Here is a 14,878-nt window from a genome sequence, read left to right on the forward strand (position 1 = left end):
AAATCGACATACACGGGTAAATAACTAATTTACGCCATGATTTTTGAATTTACTGCATCTCCTGGGTTTGACTTTATTACATTGTTTTCAAAACAGATTAATGTTCCTGTGAGGGATAACGTATTGGAGATCCCGAAAGAATTGGGAAAAGGATATGTACGTAAAGTTGGGTTTGGAGATGATTTCAAATTAACCATCCACCATTATGTTTTGAATGAAGATCTGATCATCAAACGTAATCCGGCTGCAAGCGCGAACGATGTCCGCACCATTTTCTTTTATAATAATGCAAGAGATCTGGAAGTGAGGTATAACAGCGGAGAAAATAAACCATTTTCACCGAAAAATAATTCTTCCATACTCTTGTCTACAAATGACCTGCGCACGGAGATCCGTTTTCCTGCTGACAGCGATATTCATTACGTAGTCGTTGGGATCACTGCAAAAAGATTACGCTCCGTTCTGTCTATTGAAAAACCAAACTGTACATTGAAAACCATCATAGCGGAAAATGCATCTTTTCTGTTTTTTGAAAGTTTAGACCCTGAAATGCAATTGCTACTTAAAAATATTGTATCAGTCGACATGAATAACTCCCTGAATAATTTCTATGTGCAAATTAAGGTCCAGGAATTAATTTACCTGCTTTTTAGTAAGCTGTCGCTCAGGGAGAACACGACCTTTAAAAATATCAATAGCAGCGATGCAGAAAAACTCCTGGTTATTCGCAACAAAATATTGAGTGATCTGAGTACCCCGCCGGTTTTAAGGGAATTAGCCAAAATTGCTTCGATGAGCGAAACGAAACTTAAACAGCTATTTAAGCAAACATTTGGTGATACGATCTATAATTATTACCAAAAGGCCAGAATGGAAGAAGCTGCCTTTCTCTTAAAACAGGCTAAACATTCCGTTTCAGAAGTAGGCTACGAATTAGGGTTTTCAAACCTTAGTCATTTCAGCAGATTATTTGAGAAGCAGTATGGCATTACGCCAAAAAAATTCTCCTACACCGCATAAATTTTCTTTTCTCCTTTGCTTTACACAATTGCCTGCCGGATAAGACTATTCTTTCGCCTTTTCCGGCTATTTTACCCATTTGCCAGCTTTTAATTTTGCTCCTGTAAATAGTGACGGCAAAAGGGAAAGTTTTTCTATGCCTTTTGGAAGTCCACTTTAAAGCTAATAATAATGAAAGCAATACAATATAAGGCGTTTGGCAATTCAGATGTGGTTGAGGTGGCAGAGATATCTCAGCCGGAAATCAGGAACGAAGATGAAGTGTTAATCCAGGTTAAAGCAGCCAGCGTAAATCCTTTGGATATCAAATTACGCAACGGAATTATGCAAACGATGCGTCCTGTCAATTTGCCGTTTGTGCCAGGTGCAGATGTAGCAGGAGTAGTGATCGCCACCGGGGATAGGGTAATCCAATTCAAAGCAGGTGATCAGGTGATCGCTGTGACCAGGGAAGGTGGGTATGCCGAGTACGCGCTGGCAAATGTAAATCATGTTGCCCTTAAACCTGCTAATACCTCCTTTGAAGAAGCAACCTCCCTGGTGGTTAATATAGGCACTGCCCAATCGGTATTGTTTAATGAAGGAAAATTAGCGAAAGGTCAGAAAGTATTGATCCAGGGAGCTGCAGGCGCAACAGGCGCTGCTATGGTGCAAATGGCAAAAAATGCCAGGGCTTATGTTATTGCTACTGCATCCGGAAAAGGCGTCGCGTTAGTAAAAAGCCTTGGTGCGGATGAGGTAATAGATTACAGATCGGAAGACCTTACGGTCTTGGCTAAGGATATTGACCTGGTGGCGGATTGCGCCGGCGGGGAATTCCAGCATAAGCTGTTTGAAGTATTAAAGCCTGGAGGAAAATTATTGAGCATCGTGATCCCGCCTTCCGCCGAGTTAGCCGAAAAATACCAGGTTGAAGCACGGTTTATCAGTTCCAATATCTCAGCGAATAGTTTGAGCGACGGTTTGCTTTTGGTCAATGAAGGAAAGCTTCGTCCCATCGTTGCAAAGACATTCAGGTTAGAAGAAGCTGCGCAGGCGCAGGATTACCTGTCGGCTGGCGGAGTCAACGGCAAAGTCGTATTGCTTGTCGCACAATAGCAAAGGCGACCAGGGACGGTCTAATGAAAGCAGCTATCGATTAACTATACGATTTACAACAACAAAATAATAATAAAGAGAACATGAAACTATTAGAAAAGATAACATTAGGAACAGAAATATTGCAGAACGCCATCGCGATGGCGCCCATGACCCGCAGCCGTGCCAATAGCGAAGGTGTCGTGTCCGACCTGACCGCGTTATACTATGCACAACGTGCCGGTGCGGGGCTTCTCATTACAGAAGCCATCAACATCTCGGAACAGGCATTGGGCAGCCCCCTGACGCCCGGCCTGTATAGCCAGGACCAAATTGATGCGTGGAAGAAAGTAACGAAATCCGTTCATGACAAAGGAGGCGTGATCTATGCACAACTTTGGCATACAGGCCGTGTTGGGCATTCGGCGGATAAAAAGGGAAACCTTCCTGTAGCACCATCTGCAATCGGGATAAAAGGGCAGCAGCACTTCACGTCCCAGGGAATGAAAGATTACGAAACACCTCAGGAATTGACTACTACAGAGATCAGGCAGATCGTAAAGGATTACGGTAAGGCTGCCAGGAATGCCATCGAAGCCGGTTTTGATGGTATTGAATTACATGCAGCATTCGGATATTTGCCTAACCAATTTTTATCGGAAAGTGCAAACCTCCGGACTGATGAGTATGGGGGCAGCATCGAAAACAGGAACCGCTTTGTGCTGGAAGTTATGCAGGAACTGGTTGATGTAACGGGACGCGATAAAGTCGGCATTAAGCTATCACCAACAGTCTACTATAACAATATAGAAAACAGTGATCCCGTTGCTCAATTCAACCCTTTGATTGAAGCATTGAATGAACTTCCCCTGGCCTATATTCACCTGATGAATGGCTTATTCCCTTTGGACAATTACCCTCATTATCCTAAGAATGCTTTAGAAACATTCGGTAGCATAAGTAAACACATGGTCATCGCCAATGGCGGGTTCAATAAAGATAGCGGTGAAGGAGAACTGGGAAAAGGGATCGCTAAAATAATCTCCTACGGCTCACTATTTCTGGCCAATCCCGATCTGCCTGAACGCTTTAAGTTAAATGCTGAGTTAAATGTGCCGGACGGAGCTACAATGTATGGTGGAGGCGAAAAGGGATATACAGATTATCCGTTCTTGAAAGATTAATCCGACAGTCAATGAAATCTTTTTGAGTAGAGACCACTGGAAAGTCTCTCAAAGAAATTTGAGAGATTTTTTTTATAACCTGGTTGACCAGTATGTTCTTCCTGAACTGAAGCCTACTATAAGGGTCACTGAAATAACCTTTCGAGATTATCTGGAGGGCTTTTCAATTTTTATCATCAGCGAGAGATTTTAATTTGATCTGATTTAATCCCAAATGCCGTTCTGCGTTGTAAATATCACCGGCTCGCCACCGGTTACCATTATAGTATGCTCGTGCTGCGCCACAAAACCACCTTTATTGCCAATCAACGTCCAGCCATCTGCTTGTGTATCGGCTATTGTTGATCGTGTTGAAATAAATGTCTCTATCGCTACTACCGAATTCTTTTTGAAACGTGCAGTATTTAGCCTATCGCAGTAGTTGGCAATCTCGTGAGGCTCCTCGTGCAAGCTGCGACCAACACCATGTCCGGTCAGGTTTTTTATTACCGTGTACCCGGCTTTTTTGGCTTCAGTCTCGATCAACCTGCCTATCTCCGATATTCTAACACCACCTTTAATATTGCTGATCGCTTTTCTCAATATCGCTTTCGATGTTTCTACCAGTCTGCCGTGGCCGTGAATATCTTCGCCCAATACAAACGAGCCGCCATTGTCAGCCCAATAGCCATTTAATTCTGCCGAAACATCAATATTTATCAGATCACCTTCTTTTAGGATTTTATCCTCAGATGGTATACCGTGCGCTGCTTCTTCGTTAACGCTTATACAAGTATACCCTGGAAAACCATAGGTTAACTTAGGTGCAGAATGTGCGCCTAACTGTGTCAGCAATTCGCCGCCGTAATCATCAAGTTCCTTTGTTGAAATGCCCGGTTTAGCAAATTCACGCATTTTCTTTAGCGTAATGGCAACGGCATCACTTGCCTGCTGTATTCCGACTCTTTCGCTTTCGGTAGATATAGACATTTTTGAATTTTTATCTGTGCAAAATTAACAATTAGTACATCAAAAATCTTTGACCCAATCCCCGGGTAAAAACGCAATCATGGCCAAAAAAATCGGAAAGTAGAAATTACAGATTTATCAACAATGAAACGACCTGTGCTTAATAAACCTTTGTATAAAGCGGGAGGATAATACCTTTTTAAGAGAGGTAGTTGCAATAACTGATTATTGCCTACACAGCTTCTTTAGCGTCAAAAAGTTCGCGAATTTTTGTCACGTTTAAAGGTTTGCAAATAAAACCTTTTACCTCCGAGTATGATTTAGCGCGGCTAATATCTTCACTAAAAACAGAGGACGATAAAATAAAAATAGCGGATGCACCTTCGGGGTCAATCTTAAGCCGGCTGTAATCATCCAAAAACTCCCAGCCGTTCATCACAGGCATATTAATATCCAGTAAAATGAAATCCGGCAGCTTTGAAGCATCTTGCTTTATTTTCGTTAGAAGTGAGATTGCCTGCTTACCATGCAGACATGACGTGACTACTGCACCGGGCAAAGCTTTCTGGATGAGCCTGGTTGCAATGTAATTGTTGATCTCTTCGTCTTCAACAAGCAATATGCGGATAGGATCGGTCATATTATAACTTTCATACGAAAACTTATTTGCAAAAGTTATGTACCATTACCGTTACATTATCAGGTAAAAAGCCGAGACTAGACAATGAAAACATCGTTGCTATTTTACAGATGATTTAATCTAAATGGCACTATTTCGCCACGTCCAAATCACCCCGTCACAAAGTCTATTTTACACGTTTTCGTTTTGAAACAATCAGACTAATTTTGACATATCATAAAAGGCATCAGGTTTTAAAAAACAATTATAGCTATGGAAAATCAAGATTTCACAACTGCCATACTGGTAGATCAAACACCACAGGAAGCATTTAATGCCATTAATAATGTACGCGGATGGTGGTCTGAAAATGTAGAAGGTTTCACCGATCAGTTAAACGGTGTATACTATTATCACTATAAAGACATTCACCACTGCACTATAAAGATTGCCGAACTTGTTCCCGGCAAACGGGTAGCATGGGAAGTGCTGGACAACTATTTCAATTTCATAGCGGATAAAACCGAATGGGTAGGCACCAAAATTATTTTTGACATCACGGAGAAAGATCCCAAAACCGAGATACGTTTCACGCACAAGGGCCTGGTACCGGGTCATGAGTGTTACGGCGTTTGCTTCGAAGCCTGGACAAATTATATCCAGCATAGCTTACGTAACCTTATCGCTACAGGCAAAGGCGAACCGACCCCAAAGGAAGGTGTTGGTTACAATACACAACTGGCAGAGAAATGGAATTTGGAATAATTATAAAGCACAAGTAACATAACATCTATAAGACAAATTGAATTATGGAAAATCAGGATTTCACAGTTACCTTTTTGGTAGATCAAAGCCCGCTGCAGGCATATAACGCTATTAATAATGTACGGAAATGGTGGACGGGAGAAATTGAAGGCAACACAGACAAGCTGGGTGATGAGTTTACTTACAGCTATCCGCCTTATCATTATAGCAAACACAAACTGGTGGAGATGGTGCCCGGCAAGAAAATCGTTTGGCTTATTACAGACAGTAGTTTAAATTTCATTGAGGACAAAACCGAATGGAACGGAACAAAAATCAGTTTCGATATAGCCGAAAAAGATGGCAAAACTGAGGTCCGTTTTACACACCATGGATTGGTGCCTAAAAATGAATGCTACGATGCCTGTTCCAATGCCTGGACGGGTTATATAACCGATAGTCTGCATAACCTGATAGCTAAAGAGCAGAGTCAGCCTGAAATAATCAAATAAATTATCACTTTGTGCAAACTATTTTGACAACAAAAGCTTAAAGTTAATGACAGACGGTCTTGCCGCCTACAGTATAGTTTTATGTAAACGAATTAAATACAAATAACTATGACAACACAAGAGGTAGCTAAAAAACTCGTGCAATATTGCAGAGAAGGCAAAAACATCGATGCCATTAATGAGCTTTATGCGGACAACATTGTGAGCCGTGAACAACCGGGTATCCCGCACGAACTATCACAAGGTAAAAATGAGGTGCTTGGGAAAAACAATGAATGGTACCAATCGGTAGCGGAAATACATAGCGCCAATATCTCCGATCCGGTGGTGACAGGAAATTTGATTGCAGTTGCTATGGAAATGGATGTGACCTATAAAAATAGGGGTCGCAACCAAATGAACGAGATCGCTCTTTATGAAGTAGAGAACGGCAGGATAGTTAAAGAACAATTCTTTTATAAAAACTAAGGGCTCCACCAGCACACAGACCTGGCAAAAGAGGAAGAAAGAGTTTTCTTCCTCTTTTTGCTTTGGATATTAGGTATGCCTATTTATTTTGTATCTCTATTTTACGATTCTCTTTAGACAGCGTAATAACATAAGCATCGCGCTCCAAGCTAACGTTACCCGTCAATTTGTATTTGTTCCCCCGTTTATTAGCTGAAGGTTGTTGAACGTGTAAATAAGCTTTGGGAGTATAGGCATCTGACGGGTCAAGCAAAACAGAAATTTGTCCCGACTTTTCGTTGTACGACACCCTATTAAATGTTCCTGCATCCAGCGTTAACCAAACTCCTGCAGGTGCAATATAAACCCGCGATTTTGGGCCGGTAGTTATCTCGACATTTATCCATTCGCCACTTTTCTTAACGTTACCACCAAAGGCAAGCCATCCCAGCTCTTTATCATAGGTAATATAGGTAGCAGAGTTTACAGCATAACCAAAAAAGTTAGGGCCATAATCGCCGGACAGGCCGTCGATTTTTAAGGTTGACGGGAAGGAATGGAAAGCTGCAGGGCCAAAACCATCTTCGGTAATATTTGAAATTGATCCCATTAAGCCTCCGTACCCTACACGTAACAAGTACAGATCATTGGGTTTGGTCCTGAATTCACTTAAAACCGGGATAGCATTTAGTCCCGAACCGTAATGGTGCAACTGGCGCTCGATACGTGATAGTTTACCTCCGTATAAAAAATCCCAATATCTGCGGGCCGATCCGTTATAACCCCAATGAGGAACGGTGGGCATATAACCCAAGATGGCATTGATGGTTACCTCAGCTTTATCTCTGTAGCCAAAATAATCAGACCATAAGTAAACCTCTTCCTGACCAGTTGAGTCCCATGGCATCTCGCTGCCGAATGGATACATGAGCGTATGCCAATGGTCGGCGCGGTCTTTCATCACTTTTTCCAGCTGATCGGCTTTGTCTTTCCAGCCTTCCGCTTTCAGGTCCATCAGGATCAGGTAAAAAACGGTTCCTTCCATTTGTCCGAACTGTGCGTAATATGGCGCCTGGTTAACCATAGCCATCGCTGTGTTATAGGCATTGTCCAGGTACCACTGCCAGTTTTGTTCGGTAACTAAGCCCTGATGGTTACGTGCCAATCGGAATAGCACCCAATGTGCTGCTGCCACATGCGGGTAGTTATAGGAGCGTCCTACATCATCAGCATCCTTATGGCTCCATGCTGCCCAGGTTTTATAGTTGATGCTATCGCTATAAGTACCCGCCGGCATTTGGTCTGGCTGATAATAGAATACACTTTTCTTTACCCCATACTTTTGGTCACCGCTGCTGTGCTGGATATTACCCCACAAAGTATGGTTTACAAAACGCTGCATTTTGTCGATCTCTGCTTTATCAGGCTGAACCAATTCTTTCATTATAGCGCCAAGCCAGCTTCCGGCGCCACCCTCGTCACTTAAACCGGCTATCCATGCCCGGCTATCCTGAGTTACCTGTTGTTTTTTCTCATAGTCGTAAGTAATCACCGACTGATCGCGCCTAAAGGGATCGGATTTATTCTCGTACCATTGTTTGTGCGTAAGAAAGTTTCCGTAGTCCTTTAAGACCTCTGCCTCGGGTTTAATCACTTTGTAATTGATGGTTTGGGAAAGGCCGTCGGCATAAGTAATTGTTAAACGTGCCCTGCCCCATTTCTTTCCTTTTACCTGATATATCTTCCATGGGGTATTACTCTGCGGGACTACCGCTATAGTCAATGCATCAACAGGTTCAACTCGTATAGATTTGACTTTCGCTGCATAATTTAAAAACAGCTTGCCGTTTACATCTTGTGGTAATACGTAGCCAGGTACACCTACGGCTACAGGGCGTTTGTTCTCGACCAGCTTTTGTTCAATCCCTTTTATAGAATCGGCCAGCAGGAATTTCAGGCCGTATTCATTTGTTTCGCCCGATTGAATAGTGAGCGAAGTCGGCACATTCCAAGGCTCTGCTTTTTTCCATTCGTTCTCCGCGTAAGCCTTGCTGTAAACCATCCACTCATTAAAACCTTCGAAGGTAATTCCGCGGGGCGTTGGGTCATCGAGCAATGGACTATAGGCTTCGAAAGGTGTGTTTTTATTATAAGGAACAACTAAAAGTACCGGTCCGTGACCGCTCAGCCGCGTTACCTGCAAATAGCCTGCATCTTTGCCTATGTATGGATCGTAAAAAACATTGGAGGCATGTGCTTCTTCCAAAGTTTTCTCGTGCATCAGGTTATTGAATATCATAGGGATACCCAGTGAGCCTATTTCTACAGCCTTAGTACTTATATTTTTTATTTTGAAAAGCAGCACCAGCTGACCATCGGCTACCTCCCAATATCGCTGAATATTTAATGGAATATCCGCAGGTAAGGTGCCAGATAGATCCGCCGCTGCCAATACGCCATCTTGTTTAATATCCAGGGCCTTCACCTTGCCTCTCTTTTCGGCGGTTGAATATTTTTTCCAGGCTGTATCTCCGGCAGCTCTGACCCGAAGGTTTAAATCGCCCAGGTGATACATGCCATCTCTGCTGCGCAGTTTAAGGCGATCGCCGGGGGTAAAATCAAAGCCCTTTTCGCCATTAGGCTGCAAGGCGGCTATAGTTTGCGATGATTTTACCAGTTGCAGGTGAAATGTGGGGGTATTAAAGGTTAATAGCCCGTTCTCAATACCCAATGTTGATGGTTTAGCTTCAACCTTTTTCCATTCCTCCTGTCCTGATACCGCCTGGCCAAAGACAAGCAAGATCAATAGCAGCAACAAGGTGTAAGAAACATTCAATCTTCTCAGGAGGGCAAAAGCATTAACCATTTTATTATTACTTGGGTAAGCTGTAAAAATAAAGGTATCCGGTATACTTTATTAATTATAATTTGCTTGATTGTGGCAGTTTCTTAGCCAGATTATTTGACCCCGGTAAGCTCCGTTCTAGCGGGCGTCCCCGCTTGTGGCAGCATAGGCCCAGGGATACTCTTCCTAATTAAACAGGCTCGTTGGGATGGAATTTCCAATTGCTGCATATCCAACTGAATTCGGATGTACATAATCGCCCGTCATGTTTGCTTTGATCCGCAACGGGTTTGTCGCCGGGTCCTTTACCACAGACTCAAAGTCAAGCACTGCATCAAAAGTTCCGGATGTGCGGATCCATGTATTTACTGCCTGCCGGGTTGCCTCGTTGGCTACTGTGTACTTTGTGGAATTTCCAATGGGAAGTAGTGTCGCGCCGTAAACCTTGATGCCGGCAGCATGTGCCTGCGCCACCAATGTTGTATATGCATCTGTGATTGTAGCTGCAGTGGCCTGGTGATAGGAAATGTCATTGATGCCTTCGAGCAGAATAACATATCCAACGTTAGGCCGGGCGAGCACATCATCGGCAAAACGGTGAACGCCTGATGGACCGGCAAGGTCCGAAGCTACTAACCGGTTTGAGCCAATGCCCATGTTGATCACCGAGAACGGAACGCCCGACGACAGTACGGGCAGGCGATTGGAGAGGACATCGGGCCAGTTTCCGTTGGCGTTATTTGTTGCTGCTGCCCCGTCGGTGATGGAGTCACCGAAAGTGATGGCAACCTTGCTCGTTGCCGGAGCAGAAACCTGGAGCCCCGAAACTATCACAACCTGGGTGGTGGTGTTGGTGAAGCCCGCCAGTGGAAGAGTTGCAGTAGCGACATAGTTACCGCTTTTTGAAATGTAGCTTGTGTGCAAGCCGGTTGGGTGAAAGGTGGTCGGTTTGAAGCTTCCCGGAATATAGACGCTGATTGCAACGGTAACATGCTGTGCAATAGTAAGTGTGACTGAATCGCTCCATATTTCGGCTCCCGGCGCAAGAGTGACACCGGGCTTTCCATTGAACGTCAGTGTTCGGTCACTTGTGGCAACGATTGAATTACTCGTCGAACGTAGTGCAATATGCACAGCCCCGACTGTCAGCGTATTTGTCGCGAACTTATTTGTGAGCTTTACCCTGGCCTTTGTGCCGCCAAGCTTCGAAAAGACGTTAAGCCGAAATGTCTGGTTGTTGAAGGATGGCGCAGCCTGCACAGCGCCGTTTACCGTTGTCGACAAAAATGATGCCGCCCAGCTGTCTACCCATTTTTCTGGTGGTGCCGCAACTGCTGCTGTAAAAGCACCCTGGGGAATTGGATTAGCGTCTCCATTTATGGACTCAGTTTTTTTACAAGCCCCAAAAATAGTTACTGATATGACAACAACCATTAAGGTTTTGATTTTTGCCTGAAAAGTTTGCATCTTGATTATTTTAGTGATGGTTTGATCGTCTTTCGATATGTTTTCATGCTGGTTCAACAATATCCGATTGCGCCAACAATTAATTCTTAATTCATTATTCCATCCGGAATAATTTAAAGGTTATCTTTTACAATACTTCGGTAAAATAAATTTCGTTATGGCACATAACATGCTGATATATAACACAATATACTGTTATTATATCTTTTTCCAAAACTATTTTCTATTGATTATCAAAACCATCGCCCTTGTTGGAGTTGACACTAGCAAGCCTGTAAATTTGTTAATTGCATAAACAACTTAGTGGTTTTGGTGGTGACAAAAGCGCGAAGAATTGTCGCGGATGGCAAATCCGCTTATTTTTTAGTCCGGGATTATAAATTTGGACTAACTAGGCCAGCTGTAGCCTGTCTTATTTTCTTTGCGCGCAACAATTGCGTTATTAGGAAAGCTATAATAGCTACCGCAAATACCCACTCACTGTATTTAATTGTCCAGTAAATAAATGGAGCACTTATAATCGCCCATTCACTTAATAGCTTTGCTTCGAGCTTCCGTTGATTGCTGACGATAAAAATCAAGTCATATAGTATCAGAGCCAGTATAAAAAATCCCCAAGACATAAAACCGTAAGCACAGACTAAAAGGAAAGCACCGAACGTAGCTTGCTCAGGTGTTGCTGAATGAAGCAATGCATTGATAAACACATAAAATAAGGTAACTAGGAAAACCCCTACAATATTGACCCAGTTTGTTTTTATAATATGCATGGCTTTATTACTGCACAGTTGATCTTATTTTAATTCATGTTATCCTTCCTGTGGCAGTTTGAGACTTCGGGCAACGCTAATATAATCACATCTTCATATTGACAAATCAAATTTTCTTCCCAATTAATTTTTTCGCAATTCGGGAATGATTTACCCCACATTGTGGCAATAATAATTCTAACTAAAAGCCCTGAAAAATACATAAATGGCCTATTTCGGCCCAATTAAGGCCTTTTTAATTCTAAGTTATTATTTGGTTTGGTATTTGTCCTTTGTCAATCAACCCAATTAGTTCAAAATGAAAAGATTATTCCTGATCGTCCTTATAGCAGCAGCTTCAGTAGCTGCAAAAGCGCAAAACAAAGGCGGTATACAGCTCGATTCTATCCCAGTTGTGGATGGTAAGTATCAATTCCAGGAAGTGGTTACCGTTGATAATAACGCTACCAAGGACCAGCTTTACAAAAAAGCCAAAACATATTTTATGGATGTTTTTACCGGTGCTCAAAATTCATTCCAGTATGATGATGCACAAGAAGGTAAAATTGTTGGTAAAGGCCAGCTAACCGTAAACGACTATAAAAGTGTGTTTCCAAGTGTAGCCGTCCTGAAATGGGACATCAACTATAACACCGAGATCATTTGCAAAGACGGTAAATATCGCGTACGCTTTTATGATATCGTGGTTACCAAAGAATCGCACGTATCTGAAAATAATTCAAGAACAGTGAACTTTACCATCCCTGACCTGTATGCAGGTATGGCAAAACAAAGAGGTTCGTACAAAGCATTATATCCGAGAGTATTCAATAAAATGGTGGCCAACTTTAAAGAAAGAATGGGTACCCTGAAAGAATACATGGATAAAAATAATAAAGCCGATTATGCGGTATTTTAACCGATCCCTATTTAACACTTAAACTATAAACACAGATCAAAAAAGAAATCCCCGCCGGTATCCGGTGGGGATTTTCATTGTCAGACTTTTGGTCTCTTGAAATTAACCATTAGGAAAAACCTATTTTATAATTTACGCACAACGGGCCATTTATTCTAATGCCCATCTGGCGTTAAATTCCTTACATAATTGATTCATTATTACCCTAACTTTTACAGACCATCCATATTTGCAACAAACTCCTATCATTCCAAAAGAAGATCAATTTTTATTTGTTGCAGGTCCAGCCTTAGTGTTATTAACCCTATATAGCTATGCATAAAAAAAGGCCGCGCTTTGTAAAAACCCGGCCTTCATTTCAGCAGAAAATTCAATTTAGTTCTTAGCAACAGCCTGGTCCGTCACTTTTACTTTTATCCCTTCAAAGCTTGCCGAATTGATACCTACCAACCCATAAACGGTTGTGTTATTTTTAACAACAGTGCCATTGATGTCATATTTCATCAATTCCTCTTTGTATTTGCCGTTTGCTGAACCGGCAACGGCCATATTGCCTATGGAAAGACCGGGGCCTACTGCATACCCCAAAGGTACCGAGCTCGTTTGCCCGTTAGTAGACGTCGTAGTCAATTTGGCTGGCGTCAGTAAAAGATAAAGCAAATAAATGGCCGGATGTTGTTTGGTCTCATCAAAAACCTTTGCATTATCAGCTAAAACGACTTCATTGCCATTTCCGTACACCAATTTGATGTCTTTTCCGAAAGTGAGGTCGCGGCCGCTGTTATTGCTAATTTTCACAGCAACTAATTTAATAGTGCTTTTGGCTTCTCTTTTTGCATAACGGCCATTTAATAAATTATACTTATAATCTACATTAACGGACTTATCGCTGCTACCAGAGAGATAGGTTAAAGTGTTGGGATTAATTGTTTGGTAACTGGAGGCACAACTACCGAGAGTAAAAATACTTAGTGCTAAGAGCAGGTTTTTTGTTGTTTTCATTTTGGATACTGTTTAGGTTAAACCATTACAAGATACAATACCAAAAGATTTCGGCCAACAAAAAAAAGGAGCAGGGCTGTAAGAATCTGAGCGTGAGATAAAAAAAGTTTTCCTGCATGGATTCGAACCACGATCTTCTGAGTCAGAGTCAGAGGTGCTAACCGTTACACCACAGGAAAATATAAGAAGATATATAAAGCAACCCCTTAGTGTTTTGAAAGGGTATCAATCCATTAGTTATCAAAGCTAAGTTTTCTATGGGGTTTTTATCCCCTTTTTGAAAATCATTGCAATGTTGCCGAATTGATAAGGCAATGATACAAAATCAAGAGGAAATTACAAAACAAAGGGGGCAATGCCCGGTTGCCGATAGTAATTGTTGATAAAAAATTAATGAAATAATAATTAAAAAAAAAGCATTTCCTCTTGCCATTTAATTAGCTTTGTTTATCTTTATAATTCCCCGGTAATTTCTTGTAATCAAAGTACTATGAAAAACATTTTGATATTCAACGATTTTTCTCCGGAGGCTGAGCACGCTGCTGAACTCGCCTTACTCCTAGCCGGAAAGACCAACACGAACCTTTACGTTTGGAACACGTTTGACAAGCTTGAAAACCCTGTGGCAAAGGAGCTCGCTGTAGCCCACGCCAACGAGGAAGAAACGGAAGTTACCACGGACAAAACCAGCTGGATAATGAAGCTGGAATCAAAACTCAACTGGGAAACCGGTCTACTCCCGGTTGTAAAATTTATTGAGGGGACTGATTATGCCATTAACCACGTATTATCTATCGTGAACCGGTACGATATCGGGATGCTGGTAAGAGGAATAGCCGGGGATGAGAGCGACCTGCTGCACATTGAGGCCGAGGCCCTGAGCTGCTCTACCAAATCAGGGTGCCCTGTTTTACTGATTCCGGAAAAGTTTACCTACAAGGCATTTGAAAAGATAGTTTACGCAACAGATCTGCGTTTCTGCAGGCGCGAAATTGTATCTTTCCTGAGCCAGTTGGCCAAACCTTTAAATGCCAGCATATTGATAGCCAATATATCAGCAAAAGGACTGCCTTTTATGGAAGATGGCTATGCCCGCACCGTTTTCGCTGATACTTTACTAACGCGGTCAAACCAGGAGCACGTTTATTTTAGCAATATCCGGGAAAGAGACATTCCCCGCGCGATTGATGTACTGGTAAACGGCATGAATAACGATCTGCTGGTACTGGTGAACAATAAGTTCCATTTTAACGAACTGGTGGGCCAAAACGCACCTTACACCATACCATCCAATGTCCTTATTCCGTTGCTTATATTTCCGTCGTAAATAGGTTTACGATTATTT

The 14,878-nt window shown here is 42.3% G+C and carries 14 protein-coding genes and 1 tRNA gene; 8 read left to right on the forward strand and 7 right to left on the reverse strand.

The genetic code is table 11. From position 1 onward, the window contains the following. Positions 1-36 precede the first annotated feature (36 nt). The 3 genes from Q3A68_RS00925 to Q3A68_RS00935 all read left to right on the forward strand — a co-directional run bounded on the left by Q3A68_RS00925 (position 37) and on the right by Q3A68_RS00935 (position 3,281). A complete protein-coding gene (locus Q3A68_RS00925) occupies positions 37-1,020 on the forward strand; it encodes a helix-turn-helix domain-containing protein (RefSeq protein WP_302899114.1) in 984 nt (327 codons plus the stop codon). A 171-nt stretch (positions 1,021-1,191) separates the two neighbouring features. Next, positions 1,192-2,118: an NADP-dependent oxidoreductase gene (locus Q3A68_RS00930; protein WP_302899115.1), complete on the forward strand. Its 927-nt coding sequence runs from the start codon at positions 1,192-1,194 to the stop codon at positions 2,116-2,118. Between the two features lie 83 nt (positions 2,119-2,201). Then, on the forward strand, positions 2,202-3,281 hold the full coding sequence (locus Q3A68_RS00935; protein ID WP_302899116.1) for an alkene reductase: 1,080 nt from the start codon (positions 2,202-2,204) through the stop codon (positions 3,279-3,281). A 204-nt stretch (positions 3,282-3,485) separates the two neighbouring features. Here the strand turns inward: Q3A68_RS00935 and map are convergent, their stop codons facing one another. After that, entirely contained in the window at positions 3,486-4,250 is a 765-nt protein-coding gene (map, locus tag Q3A68_RS00940; RefSeq protein ID WP_302899117.1) for a type I methionyl aminopeptidase, read from the reverse strand. Between the two features lie 211 nt (positions 4,251-4,461). Then, positions 4,462-4,869, reverse strand: coding sequence for a response regulator (locus Q3A68_RS00945; protein ID WP_302899118.1), 408 nt, complete (start codon positions 4,867-4,869; stop codon positions 4,462-4,464). A gap of 252 nt (positions 4,870-5,121) precedes the next feature. Here Q3A68_RS00945 and Q3A68_RS00950 point away from each other — a divergent pair, with 252 nt between their 5' ends. The 3 genes from Q3A68_RS00950 to Q3A68_RS00960 all read left to right on the forward strand — a co-directional run bounded on the left by Q3A68_RS00950 (position 5,122) and on the right by Q3A68_RS00960 (position 6,572). Beyond that, entirely contained in the window at positions 5,122-5,613 is a 492-nt protein-coding gene (locus tag Q3A68_RS00950; protein WP_302899119.1) for an SRPBCC family protein, read from the forward strand. Between the two features lie 44 nt (positions 5,614-5,657). Then, on the forward strand, positions 5,658-6,104 hold the full coding sequence (locus Q3A68_RS00955) for an SRPBCC family protein (protein ID WP_302899120.1): 447 nt from the start codon (positions 5,658-5,660) through the stop codon (positions 6,102-6,104). Between the two features lie 108 nt (positions 6,105-6,212). After that, complete coding sequence (locus tag Q3A68_RS00960) at positions 6,213-6,572, forward strand: nuclear transport factor 2 family protein (protein ID WP_302899121.1); 360 nt, start codon at positions 6,213-6,215, stop codon at positions 6,570-6,572. A 79-nt stretch (positions 6,573-6,651) separates the two neighbouring features. Here the strand turns inward: Q3A68_RS00960 and Q3A68_RS00965 are convergent, their stop codons facing one another. The 3 genes from Q3A68_RS00965 to Q3A68_RS00975 form a co-directional block, all read right to left on the reverse strand. Then, on the reverse strand, positions 6,652-9,417 hold the full coding sequence (locus Q3A68_RS00965) for a DUF5695 domain-containing protein (RefSeq protein WP_302899122.1): 2,766 nt from the start codon (positions 9,415-9,417) through the stop codon (positions 6,652-6,654). A gap of 165 nt (positions 9,418-9,582) precedes the next feature. After that, on the reverse strand, positions 9,583-10,863 hold the full coding sequence (locus Q3A68_RS00970) for a GDSL-type esterase/lipase family protein (protein ID WP_302899123.1): 1,281 nt from the start codon (positions 10,861-10,863) through the stop codon (positions 9,583-9,585). Between the two features lie 374 nt (positions 10,864-11,237). After that, the gene (locus Q3A68_RS00975; protein ID WP_302899124.1) at positions 11,238-11,633 is read right to left on the reverse strand and encodes a hypothetical protein; all 396 of its coding nucleotides are present in this window, start codon (positions 11,631-11,633) and stop codon (positions 11,238-11,240) included. 298 nt (positions 11,634-11,931) lie between these two features. Between Q3A68_RS00975 and Q3A68_RS00980 the strand changes: the two genes are divergently transcribed. Next, positions 11,932-12,531 carry a DUF4468 domain-containing protein gene (locus tag Q3A68_RS00980; RefSeq protein ID WP_302899125.1) on the forward strand — a complete coding sequence of 200 codons (600 nt, stop codon included), beginning with the start codon at positions 11,932-11,934 and terminating at the stop codon, positions 12,529-12,531. Between the two features lie 375 nt (positions 12,532-12,906). On the opposite strand, the gene Q3A68_RS00985 is transcribed toward Q3A68_RS00980, so the two are convergent. After that, positions 12,907-13,533, reverse strand: coding sequence for a hypothetical protein (locus Q3A68_RS00985; RefSeq protein WP_302899126.1), 627 nt, complete (start codon positions 13,531-13,533; stop codon positions 12,907-12,909). Between the two features lie 107 nt (positions 13,534-13,640). Then, positions 13,641-13,712 (reverse strand) — tRNA-Gln (locus Q3A68_RS00990). A 311-nt stretch (positions 13,713-14,023) separates the two neighbouring features. On the opposite strand from Q3A68_RS00990, the gene Q3A68_RS00995 reads away from it, so the two are divergent. Continuing rightward, entirely contained in the window at positions 14,024-14,860 is an 837-nt protein-coding gene (locus tag Q3A68_RS00995; RefSeq protein ID WP_302899127.1) for a hypothetical protein, read from the forward strand. Positions 14,861-14,878 lie beyond the last annotated feature (18 nt).

This window comes from Mucilaginibacter tolerans (assembly GCF_030519375.1).
Taxonomy (GTDB): Bacteria; Bacteroidota; Bacteroidia; order Sphingobacteriales; family Sphingobacteriaceae; genus Mucilaginibacter.